General features: G+C 39.9%; 16 protein-coding genes. 7 read left to right on the forward strand and 9 right to left on the reverse strand.

Going from position 1 to position 19560, the window contains the following annotated elements; genetic code table 11:
- Nucleotides 1–128: 128 nt before the first annotated feature.
- The gene (locus tag AB1I67_RS01365) at nt 129–824 is read right to left on the reverse strand and encodes a transcription termination/antitermination NusG family protein (protein ID WP_367028029.1); all 696 of its coding nucleotides are present in this window, start codon (nt 822–824) and stop codon (nt 129–131) included.
- Nucleotides 825–1194: 370 nt separating this feature from the next.
- Nucleotides 1195–1419 carry a helix-turn-helix transcriptional regulator gene (locus AB1I67_RS01370; protein ID WP_367028030.1) on the reverse strand — a complete coding sequence of 75 codons (225 nt, stop codon included), beginning with the start codon at nt 1417–1419 and terminating at the stop codon, nt 1195–1197.
- Nucleotides 1420–1668: 249 nt separating this feature from the next.
- On the opposite strand from AB1I67_RS01370, the gene AB1I67_RS01375 reads away from it, so the two are divergent.
- Nucleotides 1669–2733 (forward strand): polyprenyl synthetase family protein, encoded by a 1065-nt coding sequence (locus AB1I67_RS01375; protein WP_367028031.1) that lies wholly within the window; start codon nt 1669–1671, stop codon nt 2731–2733.
- On the opposite strand, the gene AB1I67_RS01380 is transcribed toward AB1I67_RS01375, so the two are convergent.
- Complete coding sequence (locus tag AB1I67_RS01380) at nt 2711–3694, reverse strand: hypothetical protein (protein ID WP_367028032.1); 984 nt, start codon at nt 3692–3694, stop codon at nt 2711–2713. The genes AB1I67_RS01375 and AB1I67_RS01380 overlap by 23 nt on opposite strands.
- 54 nt (nt 3695–3748) lie before the next feature.
- Here AB1I67_RS01380 and AB1I67_RS01385 point away from each other — a divergent pair, with 54 nt between their 5' ends.
- Nucleotides 3749–4762, forward strand: a complete 1014-nt coding sequence (locus AB1I67_RS01385; protein WP_367028033.1) for a hypothetical protein — start codon at nt 3749–3751, stop codon at nt 4760–4762.
- Nucleotides 4763–4870: 108 nt separating this feature from the next.
- Here AB1I67_RS01385 and AB1I67_RS01390 read toward each other — a convergent pair whose 3' ends face one another.
- The gene (locus AB1I67_RS01390) at nt 4871–5806 is read right to left on the reverse strand and encodes a tyrosine-type recombinase/integrase (protein WP_367028034.1); all 936 of its coding nucleotides are present in this window, start codon (nt 5804–5806) and stop codon (nt 4871–4873) included.
- A gap of 78 nt (nt 5807–5884) precedes the next feature.
- Nucleotides 5885–7594 (reverse strand): O-antigen ligase family protein, encoded by a 1710-nt coding sequence (locus tag AB1I67_RS01395; protein WP_367028035.1) that lies wholly within the window; start codon nt 7592–7594, stop codon nt 5885–5887.
- A 228-nt stretch (nt 7595–7822) separates the two neighbouring features.
- Here AB1I67_RS01395 and AB1I67_RS01400 point away from each other — a divergent pair, with 228 nt between their 5' ends.
- Entirely contained in the window at nt 7823–9589 is a 1767-nt protein-coding gene (locus AB1I67_RS01400) for an argininosuccinate lyase (protein WP_367028036.1), read from the forward strand.
- A 261-nt stretch (nt 9590–9850) separates the two neighbouring features.
- On the opposite strand, the gene AB1I67_RS01405 is transcribed toward AB1I67_RS01400, so the two are convergent.
- Nucleotides 9851–10093: a DUF234 domain-containing protein gene (locus tag AB1I67_RS01405; RefSeq protein WP_367028037.1), complete on the reverse strand. Its 243-nt coding sequence runs from the start codon at nt 10091–10093 to the stop codon at nt 9851–9853.
- 1534 nt (nt 10094–11627) lie between these two features.
- Here AB1I67_RS01405 and AB1I67_RS01410 point away from each other — a divergent pair.
- From AB1I67_RS01410 to AB1I67_RS01420, 3 genes are all read left to right on the forward strand, one after another.
- Complete coding sequence (locus AB1I67_RS01410) at nt 11628–12059, forward strand: hypothetical protein (protein ID WP_367028038.1); 432 nt, start codon at nt 11628–11630, stop codon at nt 12057–12059.
- A 33-nt stretch (nt 12060–12092) separates the two neighbouring features.
- Nucleotides 12093–12233, forward strand: a complete 141-nt coding sequence (locus AB1I67_RS01415; RefSeq protein WP_367028039.1) for a hypothetical protein — start codon at nt 12093–12095, stop codon at nt 12231–12233.
- 150 nt (nt 12234–12383) lie between these two features.
- Nucleotides 12384–12710, forward strand: coding sequence for a hypothetical protein (locus AB1I67_RS01420; RefSeq protein WP_367028040.1), 327 nt, complete (start codon nt 12384–12386; stop codon nt 12708–12710).
- Nucleotides 12711–12844: 134 nt separating this feature from the next.
- On the opposite strand, the gene AB1I67_RS01425 is transcribed toward AB1I67_RS01420, so the two are convergent.
- The gene (locus AB1I67_RS01425; protein WP_367028041.1) at nt 12845–14239 is read right to left on the reverse strand and encodes an ATP-binding protein; all 1395 of its coding nucleotides are present in this window, start codon (nt 14237–14239) and stop codon (nt 12845–12847) included.
- Between the two features lie 304 nt (nt 14240–14543).
- Between AB1I67_RS01425 and AB1I67_RS01430 the strand changes: the two genes are divergently transcribed.
- Nucleotides 14544–16313 carry an argininosuccinate lyase gene (locus AB1I67_RS01430; protein WP_367028042.1) on the forward strand — a complete coding sequence of 590 codons (1770 nt, stop codon included), beginning with the start codon at nt 14544–14546 and terminating at the stop codon, nt 16311–16313.
- Nucleotides 16314–16402: 89 nt separating this feature from the next.
- On the opposite strand, the gene AB1I67_RS01435 is transcribed toward AB1I67_RS01430, so the two are convergent.
- Together AB1I67_RS01435 and AB1I67_RS01440 are read right to left on the reverse strand one after the other, a co-directional pair.
- On the reverse strand, nt 16403–17206 hold the full coding sequence (locus tag AB1I67_RS01435; RefSeq protein WP_367028043.1) for a tyrosine-type recombinase/integrase: 804 nt from the start codon (nt 17204–17206) through the stop codon (nt 16403–16405).
- A gap of 270 nt (nt 17207–17476) precedes the next feature.
- Nucleotides 17477–19177, reverse strand: a complete 1701-nt coding sequence (locus AB1I67_RS01440) for an argininosuccinate lyase (RefSeq protein ID WP_367028044.1) — start codon at nt 19175–19177, stop codon at nt 17477–17479.
- Nucleotides 19178–19560 lie beyond the last annotated feature (383 nt).

Here is a 19560-nt window from a genome sequence, read left to right on the forward strand (position 1 = left end):
GGAACTCCTAACATTTCACTTCGCATAATCATCCTTATAGGAAGATACGCGCTTTATTTCTTCAAATGACAATTCAACAGCGATATCCTGTTGAAACATTCGTATTCCAATCTCGGCTGTCCGGGACTTTACTCTCCAGACAAAACCATGCATTCCTTTGAATGCTTCGGCAACCACTTCAACTTCATCCCCCGGCGAAAATTCGCTCTGCTGCTTTTTTGAGATTCAGGTTCATCGCCTCTTAGATTATCAACCGGGTATACGGCCAATTTCTTCATTGGCATTTCTATTTTTCCGTATTCAAGTTCCTGACGAATATCTTCATCCAGCAGGATTCCGAGAACGACGGTCTTTTTCTTATTTAGAAAGTCCAGTTCAACTATGGCATACCGCTTTTTAAAATTATATTTAACAACCCGGTCTGCAAAGCTGCTCAAACTTCCACTGATTCGCAATATATGCCCTCCTGCCCCTGTTTTCACATAAGACAGCCGGACTACATGCTCATCGTCAGATACCTGACTGAAAAATGTCTCCTCATCCTGATTCAAAGGGAGAAAAACAAAATTCGGATCAGACATCAACTTTGATAATGCAGGGACATCCTTCAGATGAAAAAATATCTCCTGCGGACAATCTGTTATAATAAATACATATCCAGAAAATAAACGTTCTACATGGACGATGCTCTTCTGCTGCTTTCTCCAGAGCCGCTCATAATAAAGTGTAAAACAGTCCGTGTATAATTCAGAAGGAACAATCTTTCTGATCATCTGTATCACGTGTTCTTCCTGACCGCTCATTGTTTGGATCACATACCACATAACCATTCTCCATTTCACCCTGTTTTAGGGTAGGCTTCGCCATATCCGCAGGAATCATGAAAATGATCCTCCGGATAGTTATCCTAATTACTTATATCCCCTTCGCAGACAAGCAGCCTTCAAACTCTCTTGTAAACAGCCGGTTTTACTATGATCCCAGGCAACAGGACCTGGTAAATCTCAATACAGTATAACATTTACACGATAATAACGCAACTTAACACATGCCGAAAAAATCTGGAAAACTTTTAATATTTTATTAAATTTGGCTTGTTTTCCTATTTATACAGGAAGTTTCTCGTATATATAACAAGAAAAGGGGCTGAGTCTTCCATTTCTGGAAGCAATCAGCCCCTTTCCCGCCCTTCACTCAGGCTTTACCTTTTTCTTTTTCTGGATCCGCCACATATTCCATAATATCTTCCACTCTGCAATCCAGGATTTCGCAGAACATATTGGCTGTATAGGTTGAAATATTCATGTTCTTCTTCATCCTGTGAATCTGGGCCGCACTAACTTCATAATCCTTGATCAGTTTGTACTGGCTGATTCCCTTTTCTTTCATTGTCTTCCACAGTTTATCATATACAATCATGGTATATCCCCCTTTCAGGGGTATTGTAACTTTATTTAAAGATTAAAGATAGGAAATAATTTAAACATATAAAAATCCTGTTACCTTCGGGAAATTGCATCAGTACAGCATAACATGGCATTCTTTGATTATTCAAGTCACAAAATTAATTGCATCGCCTTATCAAATGCATTATAATATTAGATAATACGTTGTTATGCAGCATTGCGCCGCCGAACAGCAAATATCTGTTTTAATAAGGAGGCAGGGATGACGAAATCTTATTTCATGGACCAGATTATGAGTGAATGCCCGGGCAGTTTTCTTGGAGAATTCAATACCTATTGGCATAATAGTTTAAACGAACTTACAGACCTGGTCGACGATCCGGCTCAGTTGACAAGCGGAAACCATCTGCGGCCGCTTTTGCTGGCATGGGGGTATTGCATGGCTGCTCCATGTAATGAAGATCCAGACTTTAACTACATATTGGATGTGGCTTGTGCTGTGGAAGCTATCCATAAAGCGTCCATCATTGTAGATGATATCATAGATAAGGATAGCGCCCGGCGGGGAATACCGGCCTTTCATATTACGAACGGTACCGACAAAGCCATTGTAAGCGCTGTATATTTATTAGCATTTTCAGCTGAGAAACTTAAAAATGCTAAGGCAAATGTGGACTTAGATACCCTGTTCAGCATTTATGCAGATACCATTAAAAATATGTCACTCGGTGCTTTAAGAGAAGAAAATGCCAGTCACAATCAGTCTGATTTGTTGAGTATACGTCAGATCATTGATATGGAAACCTCCATATTGATCAAAAACAGTTTCTATATTGGTTATTTATATGGTATGCAGAAACAGGAACTGGCACAATCTGATAAAACAAAACAATTAGTGCTTAATATCGGTGACAAATGCGGTTACATCTTTCAGATATTAAATGATATGGAGCCATTCTGGGGTATCAATAAAAATAAACTTTACAAAGGCAATACCAATCTGGATATAACTAAATCCAGGAAAAACATTGCGATGGCATACTTATTTGAAAAGCTTTCCCTTAAAGATCGGGAAAGGCTGATTACCGCAATTGACAATCAGGATTTTGATACAATCATGTCTCTTTTGGATTCACACCATATTGCAGAATGCATTTTGACAGAAGTACAGACTCTGCGCACCTGCGTATACCAATGGCTTGAGGAAATAACCTCACTTTTACATAATAAAGCCTGGGCTGATGATTTCCAGATTTTTTTCAATATGCTCATTTCAATATGTATGAAACGGTTTGATTTTGTAATTACAGAAGCGGGTATATTGTAACAAAGATAGTATTTATATGTAAAACCAATGTAACGAAGGATCCCGCGACAGACAGATACTGGCCTGCCAGTTCCAGTTTATTTGTTTTGCTTTTCTTAAGTTCCATTAAAAGTTGAATCAGCGGCTGCATATTCTGTATCTGCGGATTTTGCCCGTTTAGGTTTGTTTTAAGCAAAATACTGATATCCTGAATAGAGGCATTGTTCATTTTGTAAAGTATTTGTTTTAAATAGTATTTCATCAAGCCTATGATCAGTGGGCAGCCGAGAACAATGCCAAACAAAATACCGCTCCAGGTTATATTGAGAGGGACACAGGATAAACCATATTTTTTATAATCTGCTCCAGTTAATATGCCATATAATATGACATAAAAAATACCCTCCCCAAGAAAACACCACTGAGTGACTGATGTAAGCTGCAGTAATTCTTGATACCAGGATGTGCTGGCAGGATCAAAATAAGTATAGTCTTTGATTTCTCCTTTGCTGATTTTAAATAATAAATTTATTACAGCAAATACATAGCGATAGCAGATAAAGGAAAGGAACAATGTAGTCCCGCCCACTAAGACAATATAAAATCCCATTATATTGAATTCCCAATACCCCATACTGTATATAAAAGTAAAATACAGAATTGTGAGTATTGCGGGGATCCATAAACCGTTACTGCATATTTTTTCAATATCCAATAATGAAATATTGGCTCCAATGCATTCGTTAGTTGATGGAAATAGAAAGCGTATATTTTGACGGAATCTTACAACTGATTTTATAAAATAATTAGAAATACACAAAATAAATAATAACATAATAATATAGACATAAAAATTTTCATACGGATAGAGTTGGTTTAGCAAGCAACCGCTTAGAAAAACGCCGCCGTAAAGCAGAAACATCCTATGCCAACTTTCCAGTAAAAGTTTTGATAAATAATTGTTGAAGAACTTGTTTTTCATTTGTGTCCCCTTTATCATATAAACAGTTAAGTAAAATACAAAGGAAAAAGTAAAATGACGAATACTATTTTTACCGTATATATTCGAGATAAACTAAAATGGAATCACATTATAACCTTTGCAAGTCTCATGTTATTTGTTGGTTTTTGGATAAATGGCTATGAGCCGTATCCACTTTTTTATATTTTGTGTCCTATGCTATTAATTATGATGTCTTTGACACTGGTTGTCTTAAAATTAATATTAAAAGAAATTAATGATCATAGTATTACCTGTTCAGGAAATCCTTTTATAAAAGAAGCTTTATCCAAATTACTTCCTGACAAGTCCAATACCCTGACTGTTTTTGGGTTTGTTCTAATGGTTCTTGTATATTTTATTTGTTTATATCATCTGAATTATTTTACATTAAATTTAATGGGCATTTATATCTTTTTTCTTGGTGGCTGTACATTTTTCATTGCACTGATCAGCTATGAGCTGTATATTCAACTTACGCGTTGTCTGATTTACATAGAGAAAGGCATTAGTCATACAAATGTAAACTATGATTACGAGTATCCGAAACATACCTTATGGTTAAAGTATGTATATCACTTAAGTATGGTTACCCGGATAGCTGCTTTTTGTATCGGTTTACTTTTCGTAATGGAGAATGCATTACTATTTGGGGCAAACTTTAACCCCGTCGTCAACTCAGAAGAAATGATGTCCTGGACCGATAGATTAAAAAACATTCCTCTGGAGCTGGCAGTAATCTGGTTATTTATTTTTATTGCCATTGCATTAGCATTTCCCGTCATAGGTATAAAGCAGATGCAAAGCTTCAAAAAAATCGTATCATACATTGAATGCGATTTTAGAGAGCGAATCATAAATGATTGTTCTTGTTCGAACATTACGAAGAACCCCTGCTGCTTCTATTCTTTGCTGCAAAGTATAAAATTTATAGAAAATTCTCTGGATGAGGCATATTTGCCGAAACGCAGCGAAAAAATACTATCAGTCAGCGCTTCCATATTGACCTGTCTTATCCATTTGGTTTCATTTTATAGCTTTATATTTTAGCGGGATGTATTTGCTGCATAACAACGTATTATATTCCATTCCCCTATCTTGGATCCCTCCAACAGCCAAAGGCCCGGGCACAAGCCCGGGTCCTCTCCTTTTGTTATTTCACGGTCCAATCACCAATCGATTCCTTGGATGCCTGTTCGTCAAAATACACCGCTGCTTTTCCATGGCCACATGAGTATAGATCTGGGTTGTGGTGATCGAACTATGTCCCAGGATCTGTTGGATATAACGTATGTCCACATCTTCCTCCAGCAGTAACGTGGCGAACGTATGACGAAACATATGGGGTGTTATATGCTCAGTCAATCCTGCTGCCTCCACATATCTCTGTATCATAAAGCGGACCGACTGCTCCGACAGCCTCCGTCCCATCCGATTATAAAAGACATACTCCCCTGTTTTGATCCAGTCTCCAAACAACGCATAATAATCCCTCAATGCATCCAAAACTGCTTGATTTGCCAGATAAAGCATCCTCTCCTTTGCGCCTTTTCCATATATCCTCATCATTCCCTGGTCCAAATTCACATTGCATTTTTTCAAATTACATAGCTCTGAAACCCGCAGGCCTGTAGAAAAAAGAAGTTCCAAAACAGCTACATCTCTACAAAATACTCTTCTCTGATAATCTGTATTGTCATTACATTCCTTCTGCCGGTATGCTTCCGACAAAAGTCTTTGTAAATCTGGTACCGAAATTGTCCTTGGCAATAATTCCGGTTCTTTATAATGAGTTTTAACTCTGTCAAACGGATTGCTGTCAATAATTTCTTCATACTCCAAATAGCAAAAAAATGCTTTCAGACTGGCTATCTTTCTTTTTGCACTTCGCGGCTTATAACGCTTATGCAATTCCACAATATATTCTGTAACGACAATGCGCGATATCGTGTTAATTTCCAGCGAATATCCTTTTTCTCTGAGGTAAATCTCAAACTGCCTTAAATCAATTCGATACGCCGATAAGGTTTTGCCATCCAGATTTTTCTGCAGTTTGCAATATGCAAGATACGTCGAAACTTGTTCACAAAACATAAAAAGCCCTCCTTTGTATAAGATATACTACCATTATACAAAGAAAAGCTTTTCTCTCATAAATATTTATACTTTATACTACATCGCTTTTTGTGCAACAGATCTTGCTGCCCCCACACCTGCTGCCAACAGCAGCCACATAAGAGGCGTCGCAATCGGTAAATTTAGATTTACCAGGGCCTGAAACGCATAGCATAATACCGCCATCATGCATCCAATCACATATGGATTCTTCAGCCACCCTTTCGCCATCTGCCACACAGACCCTGCCAGAAATACCACATAACCTACCAGCCCAAACGGACCAATTGTCACTAAAAACTGTAAATACTCATTATGTGCGCTGTCAAATGTCTGACCTGTTACCGCATTCATCTCCGGCATAATATACCTGGTTGTCAATATACCAAACGTATCCGGCCCATATCCAAATAATTTGTGAATAACAGGAAAATCTCTATATAATTCTATGGATTTCCTCCATATATAACCTCGATTCGTCCCCCATTGATCATTAAACACCAGATATTTCCCCAGTCCTCCATATCGGCTGCTATTACCAAGTGCATTAGCATCATACAGTGCAAAACACACGGCAAGCGCTCCTGCAATTACAATCCCCAGCCATATATAGACCAAAAGATTGCCGAAATCACCGCTGTTTCCGCCTTTCCTTTCATCGTCAAGGCCTGCAGAAGTTTTGACATTTCCCAAGTCTTCCAACTTTATACCGCCAACGCTGATCAGTCGACATGCAAACCATACCCCAGCTGTCACCGCCCACAATGCAATCACAACAAACTCCAACCCACCAAAATTAACCAAAACTTTAAACAAGCTATCAAGCCCTATTACCATTTCAGCAAATTTCTGATTAATATAGTCTATACACTGGATCACCGTAGCAAACGTCGCCAGGACCACCAAATACCGTACAACGCCATCTTTACTTTTAAACAACACAAATGGCAAAAACGCAAATAGCGCACCAATAGCCAAATAAGCATTATCACTGCATCCCATAATTATCGCAAAGAATGCAACAACCATGCACAAATAATACCAAATGGATTTCAGCAACCCTTTGCTTGTAGTAAATAAAGCAGTCGCCGCTCCCATCACCAAAGCCACATACGCTGTAAATGTATTGATGTTGCCAATCGTTGACGTAAATATCGTAGACTGTGACGGTTTTATCTTTCCCCTGAAGTGCAGGATATCCAGCTGAAAATAATCAGTAATTCCAATATAACATACAACCAATCCCGCTATCAGAAACGCCTGAACTACCCAGCCTTTGAGTTTCCAGAATCGGCTAATGATAAAATATGCTGCTACGTACAGAGTAATCAGGAACAATCCCGTAAACCGTCCCTCGTTCCCCCAAAACGCCTCAAACAGATACTCTGATTGAAGGGTTGAAATCAAACATACGACCCAAAATATGAGTACTGCTGCATCTGCTACATGAAAAGTTGTCTTCCAATTTTTCGGCGCAAATGCAGAAAACAGCATTTTAGCATGCTGCCCCCCAAACTCATTCAGATCAACAACCAGCATAACAATAGACAACACCAATAATACTACGATCATCGCCAAAATGCTCATATAAAAGCACTTGTATTTGGTCTCCAAAATATTAACATACGATTTATCATAAATAAGCGGAAACACAGTAACCAGAACCAGCATAAAAAAGCTGATCACGCCGCTGACTATGGATGAGCATGTCATCGAAAAACTGTCTTGACTGCTGTCCATCTCCTTCTTTGCTGCAAGTTTTGCCATCGCAGATGCCTCCATCTGTATTTTCTATTAGTATCTCTCCAAATCTTTCTACAGTATACCATCTAATTTCAGGTCGTGCAACGGTTAATCGTATCCGTCTCCACCCCCTCCACTATGCCAACAGTGCCTCTGACCATAATTTACCTTATTGGAAGTATAATTACCTCGTAATGCAATTTAGGAAATTTCGAGAGAATTTCAAAAAAGAAAAAGGAGAGTGCATTAATTATGAGAAAGCAGACAAAAGTAGTTGCAGTAGCATCTGCAGCAGCCCTGCTTGCCATCGGCGCTTCCATGACTTCCTTCGCAGCTACAGGCTGGGTTGAGGAAGATGGACAGTGGTATTTCTACGACAAAGATGGCAACAGAGTCGAGGACGAGTGGAAAAAGTCCGGCGATAACTGGTATTGGATGGACAGCGAAGACAACGGCGCTATGGCTACCGACAAGCTGGTCGAGGATGATGATAATACCTATTATGTAGACAGCAACGGTGTTATGGTTAAGAATACCTGGGTCAAAGTTGTAAACGAAGACCAGGATGATGACGATGATCCAGCTGAATATCGCTACTATTATATGCAGAGCAATGGTAAAGCATACAAAGGCAATGGTACTTCTTTAAACAAGAAGACTATCGATGGCAAGCAGTATGCATTTGACGAGGAAGGCCAGATGCTTTACGGCTGGGTCAACTCCGATGGTGATATGGCTAACGGTGAAGATGACTGGCAGAATGCTACCTACTACTTCGGTGGTTGGGAAGATGGTTCCATGAAGACCGGTTGGCAGAAGATCACCGTACATGATCCGGATGCTAACAAAGATGACGATTATGATTACTGGTTCAACTTCAAGTCCAATGGTAAAAAGCGTACCAACAATGACTCCACTGGAACTGAGCAGACCAACAAGACCTGGAAATCCAATGGCAAATACTATCACTTTGACGCACGTGGCGTAATGGTATATCAGTGGTATGGCGTAGATGCAGATGCATCTTCATCCAATGCTTCCGCAGCAAACTGGGCATACTTCAACAGCCCGGAAGATGGTGCACGTCAGGTTAAAGGCTGGTTCAAAGTAGTTGCTCCGACAGAGGATAACACCTTCTTAGAAGATGACTCCGATAGCTTCGCAACAGCCGATGCAGGTGACGAGTCTGAGAGATGGTATTACTCCAACGGTTATGACGAGGGTCTGGTTGCTGGCGAGATCAAGAAGATCAAAGGCAAATACTACGGCTTCTGGCCGGAGGATGGCGCAAAATCTGGTCGTATGCTGACTGGTCTGTGCGCACTTAAAATGAACGGTTCTGAAATCCTGGAAGTAATTGATGATGACATGGATTCTGACGGTTTGGATAACTTCATGGATGCTTACAAGAACGAGTCTCAGGCTGACACCAATGTTTATCTGTACTACTTCGGAGATGATGCTGATACTGACGGCGCAATGAAGACCGGTAACGTTAGCATCAACTTGGATGGCGATTCCTATCAGTTCATGTTCAAAAAATCCGGCGGCGCTGAGAGCAGAGGTCGTGGTGTGAACGGTGTTGATGATAAGAAGTACATTTACAAGCATGGCCAGAAAGTCAAAGCCAGCTCTGATGAGAAATATCTTGTTGTTGTTGCTACCAGTGACATTAATGATGAGAATGCAAAGGTTATTGATTACAACGGATCTGATATCAGAAAAGATACTACACTTGACCATGGTAAGATTGCTGCTGAAGACGGAAAAGTTAGAGTAACAAGCGGCTTTGCTACCTCTGACAACGGCGTTTACCTGGTAAACACCAGTGGTAAGATCCAGACATCAACCAAGTCCGGTATCAAGGACGGCGATGACTGGTACTGGTACCTGAATGATGGCGACATCATCATGTACACCGACAGCAAAGACTTTGATGAGACCAACTTCAAGGGCAGCGGCTGGAAGAATTTTACTTCTGCAACTGTAAAGAATGATGCAAAGTATACTGCAGATTAATATTAATTCAACATTAGTACTGCACTAATTAGATTAAAAAAGAGCTGTCATTTCGGGTTATCCGAGATGGCAGCTCTTTTTAATATCAGTATAAACAGGATAATATTTAATACATATACTCCAGTGAAATTAATCTGCACCCCCCTCTCTGTTCCGCTTCCTTTAACTCTGTTTTAAATCCTGATTTAGAAAATAAAATATAGTATTTTTCAGAAAACTGGCAAAATATTTGTGACTGGTCCGCCAGTTTGTTCATGATATTCAATCCCATTTCTCTTCGACGGACAAGACTATTCCCCACCAACGCCCCAATTTCTGTATTTTAAAAGAGGCATTCCCACAACGATTTTGTTGCTGCATATACCGTTTACACATCTCTTCAAAAATATATCCCATAAAACTGCTGAGTGTCGGTTTGATGCAAGTATCATATAGTGTCTCAAAATCCTCCGAAGCAATCATAAACATATTCGCAGGGATATATCTATACCAGAAACTGAACATATGATCCGCCAGGACATATAAAGTTTTTTCTTATTGGCTTCATCTGTAATGGCAGTTTCTTTTTTATAATTCCAAGCGTAATCAAGATTCACAGTCTCCATATGTGTACGAGTCGCTATTTCGTTTAATCGTGAGGAACCTGTCGCAATCGCCTCAATCACTGCATTATAATTACCCGGTTCCCGCAGTTCCTGCTACAAAAGATAGTAGGGTTTCTCATGAAGATAACCATTCGGTTTTAAAAACAATTCAATGATATTTTCCTTTAACGTCAGCCTGTCGTTAATAAGTTCCAGATATTTGAGAATTCCTCCGATAATGCCATAAACAATCGCTTTTTCCTCAGGTATATGCTAGTACAAACTGTGCCGACGTTAAGTAATCCAACCGCAGGATCTTGAACTGCCCAGTCCTGCACACATAAAGAGGGCTTTGATAGCCTAACACCTGATGCTCCATGAAACTCATAGACGATCCGCACAAAATCAGCACCATGTCAGTTTCGGAAAATTGATTATCGATATAGCTTTGAAGCAATGAGGATATACCGCGCTCCGCTGAAGCCAGATTCGGGTACTCGTCTATAACAAAAATGATTTTCTGCTTGCGTGCAACTTCTACAATCTAATCAAACGCCTCCTGATAAGATGTAAACGCCGAAAGTCCGCTTTTCCTCGGCATAAGTATATTCCAGACAGATGCTGAAAGCAGTTCTAAATTCCGGGAACTATTAGACTCAATCGCCATATGATAAATCACCGTTTTGCCTTTTGTAAATTCTCGTATAAGTCGGGTCTTTCCCACACAGCGTCATCAATAAAAAACCAGAAATTGAAATTCGTGTTTCTGATATGCCTTGACCATTTCGTTAAACTCATACTCTCTTCCGATAAACATTTGAAATCACTTCCTTTCGTTTGGTATTACTAATCCGGCTTGTTAGTTAAATAAAATACATTTTACTAAAATATAATTTAGTAAAATGTATTTTAGAATGCTCTGATTTGAATTACAAGCGTTAGATAGCAACTCCGTAACAGCTCGATTTTTATTTTATTTTCAAAAGAACATCATCTCTGCTCCAATCCGCACAATCTGACTGTCTACTTCCACAATAATTCCCATAAAGCAGCAATTTACCCTGTGCGGTAAATTACGCCAGAAATTCAGCACTCGTCAAGTAATCAAATGATTTCATCTGCAATTTTGCGGTTCTCCTCTCAAATAACGGACTTTTTGCTCCCAGAACTTCCTTCTCTATCCCCTCTGATGACTGCTGCACAGAATCAGAAAGAGACGTCCCCTTTTCAAGGATATGGTCGACTAAATGCTGAAATGCAGAAAACAGTGATGGATTGTTATTTGGTTAGGTCCATAAACTTAATTATGAGAAAGCAGACAAGAGTAGTTGCAGTAGCATCTGCAGCAGCCCTACTTGCCATCGGCGCTTCCATAACTTCCTTCGCAGCTACCGGCTGGGTTAAGGAAGAGGGACAGTGGTATTTCTACGACAAAGATGGCAACAGAGTCGAAGATGAGTACAAAAAAGTCCGGCGACAACTGGTATTGGTTAGACAGCGAAGAAGGCGGCGCTATGGCTACCAATAAGCTGATCGACGATGACAGCGACATTTACTACGTAGATGGAAACGGTATTATGGTTAGAAACACCTGGGTGAAAGTTGTAAACGAGGATCAGGATGATGAAGATGATCCGGCTGAGTATAATTACTACTATATGCAGTCCTCTGGTAAGGCATATAAGGCAAGCCAGAATCCTACCGCTACCCGCTTCAAAGCCATTGATGGTAAGAAGACCTACTTTAATCCGGCGGATGCAAAAGGCAACGAGACCATTTTAGAGAAGAAAATCAACAGCAAAACTTATGGCTTTAATGAAAAAGGTGTAATGGTTTATGAATGGACCGTAGCAACTTCTGGTGACTTATCTTCCACCTCCACATAGAAATACTTCAGACGCCCGGAAGACAGCGCACGTATGACCAAGGGTTGGTTCAAAGTAGTTCCGCTTACCGAAAATAATACATTTGGAACAGAGGACTTCCTGGGCAGCTTTGCTGATGATAATTCCGATGCGGAGAATGAGAAATGGTATTATGCTAAGGTGATCGCGATTTAGCACAGGGCGAAATTAAGAAAATCAAAGGCAAATATTACGGCTTCTACCCTGAGAGTGATGAGGATCATGGTACAACTATGTTAAGTTGTCTATACTACGGCTGATACTGCATCCGGCAAAGCTTCTGTTGTTGAAGTTGACCGTGCTAATATGAGACTTGCTTCTGCCGATACTGTTCAGACGAACAAAGACGGCGCAACTGTTAGCTATTTTGGTACCCTGGGCAAAGATTACTATCTGATCGGAAACAGCGGTTCTATCGTTAAGAACAAGACTGCTGCAAGAGATGGTGATGACTGGTACTTCTATGTTGACAAATATCGCATCAAAATGTACACCAACAACAAAGATTTAAGTGTTAAGGGTACTGCTCCAGCTCTGAGAGATAAATCTGGTCACAGTCTGAAAGATGATTGGGATAAGACAACTGTATCCATTGACTCTGGTTTTACCGGATCAGCTGAAGATCTGAAATAATATAAAGTAAAGCATCATAACAACTGCTGGGAACGTGTTAAGTTGCACGTTCCCAGTTTTTTAGTTCTTCTTCAATAACCAGAATAGGATCTGTTTAAATTCTGCTTCAGCAATATATTTAGAGTTCTTTTCTATTATATTTGATTAATTTCCTCAAACGTAATAATCCGAAACCATTGTTTTGCTTTTATATATTGTAAAGCACTATCGGTCACCCCATTTTTAGCAAAAAGAATATAGTACTTATGCCTTTTTACAAACAGCGCCCCCCGCTCCTCCATCTGCTGCAAAACAGTCAGAGGAACCAGCGACTCGTTCCATTTACACTCACCAAGCAGAAGGTTCTCCTCATCAAAGGCCAGGATGTCTATCTCCTCCTGCTTTCGCTCTTTTGGATTATTGCCCCACCAGCGGCCAGTCTTCTGCGGAAAAAAGGAAAGGGTTTTCAAAAACTGTGGCTGATAAAAACACTGGCGGCAAATATCTTCAAAAACAAGCCCCATGTAACTATTTAATTGTGGGCGTACCATGGTTTCATAAACCTGTCGCCCCAGCCCCCAGGTAATATTGCTTGTGTTGGGTGCAACAAAACGGTACCAAAAACGAAACATCTGGTCTTCCAGCAGATAAATAGTTTTTCTGCTGGTCTGTGGTTCTGTAACCGGAACTTCCTTTTTCACCAAGCCAAGCGAAATCAGAGAATTTAGGAACGCACTGGCTGCACTGGTTTCAATCCCAACCTTTGTGGATATCTCATTTAATTTGCTGGCTCCTTGAGCCACAGCACGGAGAACACTGTGATAAGTTGCCGGCTCCTTTAATTCCTGTTTCAGGAGATTGGATGGTTCCTCGTAAAGTCTTCCGCTTGGCTCAAAAAAAAGTTGTATTAAGTTCTCATCCAGAGATAAATTGCTGCGAATCCTACTTAAATATTCTGGGATACCGCCAGTCACGCCAAACAAAACGGCCTGTTCCTCCGAAGTAAAATGATTTAACATGCGACGGGAATCAAAATAGCTAAACGGATGAATTTTCATCTGAGCCGTTCGCCTTCCATAAATAGGACTTTTATATCCCAGGACCTGATTTTCCATAAAACTCATAGAGGAACCACACAGGATCAAAAACAGTTTGCTGTCTTTCCACATATGGTCGATATGGACCTGCAGCAAAGAAGATATGGCTTTATGGCTTTCCGCAAGATAGGGATACTCATCAACTGCCAAAATCAATCGTTCCTTTTTGCATATAGAGTCAATATACTGGAACAAATCCTCGTAAGAAGAAAAGCTGAAATCTCCCTCGCTACCTGTTATGGATTTTAACACGCACTTTGAAAACTGTGCCAGATTTTCTTTTCCGGTTGACTCTGTAGCGACAAAAAAAATGGTCTTTTTATCTTTGCAGAACTCGTTGATCAACGTTGTTTTTCCAACTCGTCTCCGGCCATACAGGACGGCAAACTCAAACTGGTTGCTTTGATACATGGCATTTAATTTATTCAGTTCTGTCTCTCTACCAACAAACATAGAATCCTCCTTTTGATTACTGCCAGCAGGACGTAATCCCCAAAATGCCCGCAGGTCTAAACAAATAACTATTTTTAAAATTACTAAGTTAATAATTAGTAATCATATGATTAGCTATATTATAATGTATTATGCAAAAAAATGCAATCTATCTTTTTACCGATTAATCATCCCATTTGCGTTTAATTTTCACCCTCTTTTCCCCTTCTCAATAATTTACCTTATCGGAAGTATAATTACCTCGTAATGCAATTTAGGAAATTTCGAGAGAATTTCAAAAAAGAAAAAGGAGAGTGCATTAATTATGAGAAAGCAGACAAAAGTAGTTGCAGTAGCATCTGCAGCAGCCCTGCTTGCCATCGGCGCTTCCATGACTTCCTTCGCAGCTACCGGCTGGGTTGAGGAAGATGGACAGTGGTATTTCTACGACAAAGATGGCAACAGAGTCGAGGACGAGTGGAAAAAGTCCGGCGATAACTGGTATTGGATGGACAGCGAAGAAGGCGGCGCTATGGCTACCGACAAGCTGGTTGAAGATGACGACAACACTTACTATGTAGATAGCAACGGTGTTATGGTTAAAAATACCTGGGTTAAGGTTGTTAATGAGGATCAGGATGATGATGATGATCCGGCTGAATATCGTTACTACTACATGCAGAATAGTGGTAAGGCATACAAGGCAAAAGACAGCGGTACTACCGTTTTCAAAACCATCGATGGCAAGAAGTATGCTTTTGATGAGGATGGTAAGATGCTGTATGGCTGGGTGAATACCGATTCTACTCTGGCTACTGATGACAGTGACTGGGAAACTGCAGAGTATTATCTGGGTAGCTGGGAAGATGGTTCTTTAAAGACTGGCTGGCAGAAAGTTACTGTTTATGATACCGAAGAAGATGATGATATGGACTACTGGTTCAACTTCAAATCTAACGGTAAAAAGCGCGTGAGCGTTGAAGAGAAAAAGATCAACAGCAAGTACTATCGCTTTGATGATCGTGGTGTAATGGTTTATGAGTGGGCACTTGCAAGTGATGGCACTACAAGCCCGGCATCCATTTCCAACTGGTCTTACTTCAACAGCCCGGAAGATGGTGCTCGTGTTACCAAAGGTTGGTTCAAGGTAGTTGCACCGGCTGATGACAACGACAACACCTTCCTTGATTACGGCGGAACTTTCGCAAAGGGCGATTCCGAAGATGAGAACGAGAGATGGTATTATGCTAATGGTGATGGCGAGCTGTATGCTGGTCAGATCAAAAAGATCAAAGGTAAATACTATGGTTTCCATCCGGAAGGAACCGACAAAGCAGGTGCTATGCTGACAGGTCTGTGTGCATTAGTTGTTGAAGATGGCACAATCAAAGAGGTTATTGCAGCTGATATGGATTCTGATGACTTAGATGACTGCATGGACGGTAAGGGCGATTTCGCTGCTATGTATGGTAATCCGAATGCTTCCCTGTACTATTTCGGTAGTGACGAGGATACTGATGGTTCCATGAAGACTGGTACTGCTACTGTTAGCATTGATGGTGATTCTTATAACTTCATGTTCAGCAAGAGCGGTGGTGCAGAAGGTAAAGGTAAAGGTCTGACTGGTCTTGATGATGGTAAGTACATCTACAAGTTCGGTATGAAGATGAAAGCTGGCAGCGATGACAAGTATAAGATTGTTTACGCAACTGGTGATACTGGTGATGACAGTGCAATTGTAGAGGAAATTGATTCTGCAAAACTTAGACGTATGTCTGAGGAAGCTGTTAACAAGAACAAAGATGGCGATACTATTAAGTATACTGGAACCCTTAATAGTGATTTCTATCTGGTAAATACCAGTGGTTCTGTAATTAAGAATAAGACCGCTGCTAAAGATGGCGATGACTGGTACTTCTACGTTGATGAGAAGCAGATCAAGATGTATACCAACAACAAGACTCTGACAGCTGATACCAAGAAACCGGCTCCGGCTGATGAAAATGGTAATGTTCTGAAAGATGCTTGGGATAAGACCGATGTATCCATTAATAATGGTAACACGATTGGTCTGGATGACATCATCGACAGATAATTATTGGTACAGAGTAATAGAATTGAATAAGTAATACTTTTCCCCACTTGAAGGTCATTTTCAAGTGGGGAAATTATTTTTTCACATCGTCACCAGTCAATTACTTGATTCACAATATTCTGCTGCTCCGTACTGGTTTTTCTTAAGTAAATCCTGGTAGTTTCAATACTTTCATGCCCCATCAAATCTGCCAGCATGGCAATGTCATTATATCGTTCCAAAAAACTCTTCGCGAATCGGTGCCGGAAAGAGTGCGGATATATTACAGACGGATCCAAACCGTAACGGATAGCCAGACGCTTTAACTGGCCTGCAATCCCCCTGGCAGTGATCCGGTCACCGTATTTATTCAGAAATATAAAACCGCTGGGTTTGTGTTGTTCTTCTAACCAAACTAAAGTTTCTTTTTGTAATGCTGTTGGGATATATATCCGACGCAATTTTCCCCCTTTTGAATATAAATCCAGGTAGCCAATTTTAACATGCTCTGATTTGATTTGTACCAGTTCGCTGACACGGGCTCCAGTGGCGGCAAGAAATCGTACTACGAAATACCAATACATTTCTTCATCGTTCCTTAGACAGTTTTTAAAGTATAAATAATCCGCTTCGCTAATAACATTCTCTAAAAATGGTTTTTGCTGTACTTTAACTGATGCAACTTTCCATTGTTCTTTTTTGATACTCTCCAAATAGCAGTTTATTGCACGAATACGTAAGTTTACTGTTTGTGGTTTATAGTTTTCAATCAAAAAAACTTTATAGTCCCTTAAATTTTTTCTGGTAATACTATCATATTTGCTGTAATATTGTTTGATTGCATACAAATACGAGGTGACTGTGTTTGGGGATAAGCTTAAATCTTGTAGGTATTCCTTGAATTCTTCGTTCATGTTTCCTTCTCCTTTGTGTTGGTAATAGTGTTTTTAATATGACGATTTATCGACAGGGCGCCATATCGTCCTTCTATTATACATATAGAGAAGAAAAAATGGGGATTTCCAGATTTGGAGATGGTTTTAAAATTATAAAAACAAAAATAAATAATTTCAATTAAAAAGGAACTATACACAAATTTGCGCATAGTTTTTAGGTCTGTTTATAGAAAAAGTGGAGTCCATATGGACCCCACTCTTACTATAAAACTAAGTATTTAGATAAACCTACTTATTAACACCAGCTGTTACGATGTTTTTCCAAGCGTTGTTATCCCACTTGGTTTTGGAAAGAGATTTATTATTGGTATACATCTTGATATGACCATCATTCAGATACCAGTACCAATCATTACCATCTTTTGTGCCAGTCTTAGTACCCTTCTGAATAGCACCGCTGGTATTAATCAGGTAGTAATTGTCAGTAAATCCGGTAATTGCTTTAACGGTATCCTTATCCTTGTTAACATCGGTATCCTGAGTAAGTGTAGCATCTCCATCAACTTCTGGATTAGCTTTTCTCAGATTCTTATCGCTTACCTTGAATGCCTCAACACCCTCACTTGCATAATCATCTGTAGCAAATGCTAATACGTACTTCTCATCGCTGTCAGCTTTCAGCCTCTTACCCATCTGGTAGATATACTTACCATCATAGATACCAGTAATACCATAACCTCTGCTTTCAGCGCCACCCTTGTTGTTAAAGAAGAACTGGTAGTTGCTTCCATCCAGGGAAATGGTAGTAGATCCGCTCTTCATAGCACCATCACTATCTTCATTGCTGCCAAAGTAGTAGATCTTACCATCTTTATTCTTGTGATTACCATCAATGATATCATCCAAAGTATCGGAATCCATGTCGTTCTCGTACACATTATCAATGCTAGAACCATCAATATCCAGATAGCACAGACCAGTTAACATATAGCCAGTCGGAGCAAATCCATAGTATTTACCTTTGATCTTTTTGATCTCGCCAGCATACAGTTCGCCGTCACCATCTGCATAATACCATTTCTCAGACTCGTCCTCGGCTTTATCTTTGTCGAAAGAAGCATCACTTTCTAAGAAGGAATTATCCTCGTTAGGAGCTACTACTTTAAACCAGCCTTTGGTTACACGAGCGCCATCTTCCGGGCTGTTGAAGTAAGACCAGTCAGACGGAGTCTGTTCTGAACCGCTTGCCTTCATGCTCCACTGGTATACCATTACACCACGGTCATCAAAGCGATAATACTTACCGTTCAGCTTTTTAGCCTCGGTACCCTTACGGAGCTGTCCGTTAGACTTAAAGTTGAACCAGTAATCGTAGTCGTCATCTTTCTCTTCATCAAAAACAGAGATTCTCTGCCAGCCGGTCTTCATAGAACCATCTTCCCAACCGCCAAAGTAATATACGTTACCATCTTCATCAGACCATCCCGTATCGCCAGTTAAACGAGTACCATCCTCGCCAACCCAACCATACAGCATAACGCCATCCTCATCAAAAGCATACTGCTTTCCGTCGATGGTTTTCTTTCTTACCTTGCTGGTATCACCGGTATTCTTATATGCTTTACCGCTGCTCTGCATATAGTAGTAATGATATTCAGCCGGATCATCATCATCATCCTGCTCTTCATTTACTACTTTAACCCAGGTGTTTCTAACCATAACACCATTGCTATCTACATAGTAGGTATCATCGTCATCTTCAATCAGCTTATCGGTAGCCATAGCGCCATCCTCTTCGCTGTCCATCCAGTACCAGTTGTCACCAGATTTTTTCCATTCATCCTCTACTCTTACGCCATCTTTGTCGTAGAAATACCACTGTCCATCTTCCTCAACCCAGCCGGTAGCTGCGAAGGAAGTCATGGAAGCGCCGATAGCAAGCAGGGCTGCCGCAGATACGACTGCAGCTAATTTTGTCTGCTTTCTCATAATTAATGCACTCTCCTTTTTCTTTTTTGAAATTCTCTCGAAATTTCCTAAATTGCATTACGAGGTAATTATACTTCCGATAAGGTAAATTATTGAGAAGTGGAAAATAGGGAGGAAATGTCAAAAAAATGGGGTTATGAATGTGTTCAGATAAATAAAGTTAGCAGTGCAAATTTATGTTTTAATACTATTGGATCATCAGGATGGAGATCATATCCTAAGGTTTGGACATGAGAAACTAAGTATTATATTATCTGCAGAAATAGAATTTTTAGTGTTTGTAAATAGCACACCTTATCATATGGTAAGGAAGTTAAAAAAATAAAATAGAAAATTTTATTAGTTATAACTTATAAAATTAATTATTAATTGTTGTATATCGG

Origin of the sequence: Clostridium sp. AN503, assembly GCF_040719375.1 — a bacterium.
In the GTDB taxonomy this organism is placed as follows: Bacteria; Bacillota; Clostridia; order Lachnospirales; family Lachnospiraceae; genus Brotaphodocola.

Excerpts from the sequence above, each read along its gene's own strand:
- AB1I67_RS01435 (WP_367028043.1), bottom strand. The coding sequence starts at position 17,206 with ATGAACGAAGAATTCAAGGAATACCTACAAGATTTAAGCTTATCCCCA.
- AB1I67_RS01370 (WP_367028030.1), bottom strand. The coding sequence starts at position 1,419 with ATGATTGTATATGATAAACTGTGGAAGACAATGAAAGAAAAGGGAATC.
- AB1I67_RS01430 (WP_367028042.1), top strand. The coding sequence starts at position 14,544 with ATGAGAAAGCAGACAAAAGTAGTTGCAGTAGCATCTGCAGCAGCCCTG.
- AB1I67_RS01410 (WP_367028038.1), top strand. The coding sequence starts at position 11,628 with ATGAGTACAAAAAAGTCCGGCGACAACTGGTATTGGTTAGACAGCGAA.
- AB1I67_RS01415 (WP_367028039.1), top strand. The coding sequence starts at position 12,093 with ATGACCAAGGGTTGGTTCAAAGTAGTTCCGCTTACCGAAAATAATACA.
- AB1I67_RS01380 (WP_367028032.1), bottom strand. The coding sequence starts at position 3,694 with ATGAAAAACAAGTTCTTCAACAATTATTTATCAAAACTTTTACTGGAA.
- AB1I67_RS01365 (WP_367028029.1), bottom strand. The coding sequence starts at position 824 with ATGTGGTATGTGATCCAAACAATGAGCGGTCAGGAAGAACACGTGATA.
- AB1I67_RS01390 (WP_367028034.1), bottom strand. The coding sequence starts at position 5,806 with ATGTTTTGTGAACAAGTTTCGACGTATCTTGCATATTGCAAACTGCAG.
- AB1I67_RS01385 (WP_367028033.1), top strand. The coding sequence starts at position 3,749 with ATGACGAATACTATTTTTACCGTATATATTCGAGATAAACTAAAATGG.
- AB1I67_RS01405 (WP_367028037.1), bottom strand. The coding sequence starts at position 10,093 with ATGTTCAGTTTCTGGTATAGATATATCCCTGCGAATATGTTTATGATT.
- AB1I67_RS01425 (WP_367028041.1), bottom strand. The coding sequence starts at position 14,239 with ATGTTTGTTGGTAGAGAGACAGAACTGAATAAATTAAATGCCATGTAT.
- AB1I67_RS01440 (WP_367028044.1), bottom strand. The coding sequence starts at position 19,177 with ATGAGAAAGCAGACAAAATTAGCTGCAGTCGTATCTGCGGCAGCCCTG.
- AB1I67_RS01420 (WP_367028040.1), top strand. The coding sequence starts at position 12,384 with ATGAGACTTGCTTCTGCCGATACTGTTCAGACGAACAAAGACGGCGCA.
- AB1I67_RS01395 (WP_367028035.1), bottom strand. The coding sequence starts at position 7,594 with ATGGCAAAACTTGCAGCAAAGAAGGAGATGGACAGCAGTCAAGACAGT.
- AB1I67_RS01400 (WP_367028036.1), top strand. The coding sequence starts at position 7,823 with ATGAGAAAGCAGACAAAAGTAGTTGCAGTAGCATCTGCAGCAGCCCTG.
- AB1I67_RS01375 (WP_367028031.1), top strand. The coding sequence starts at position 1,669 with ATGACGAAATCTTATTTCATGGACCAGATTATGAGTGAATGCCCGGGC.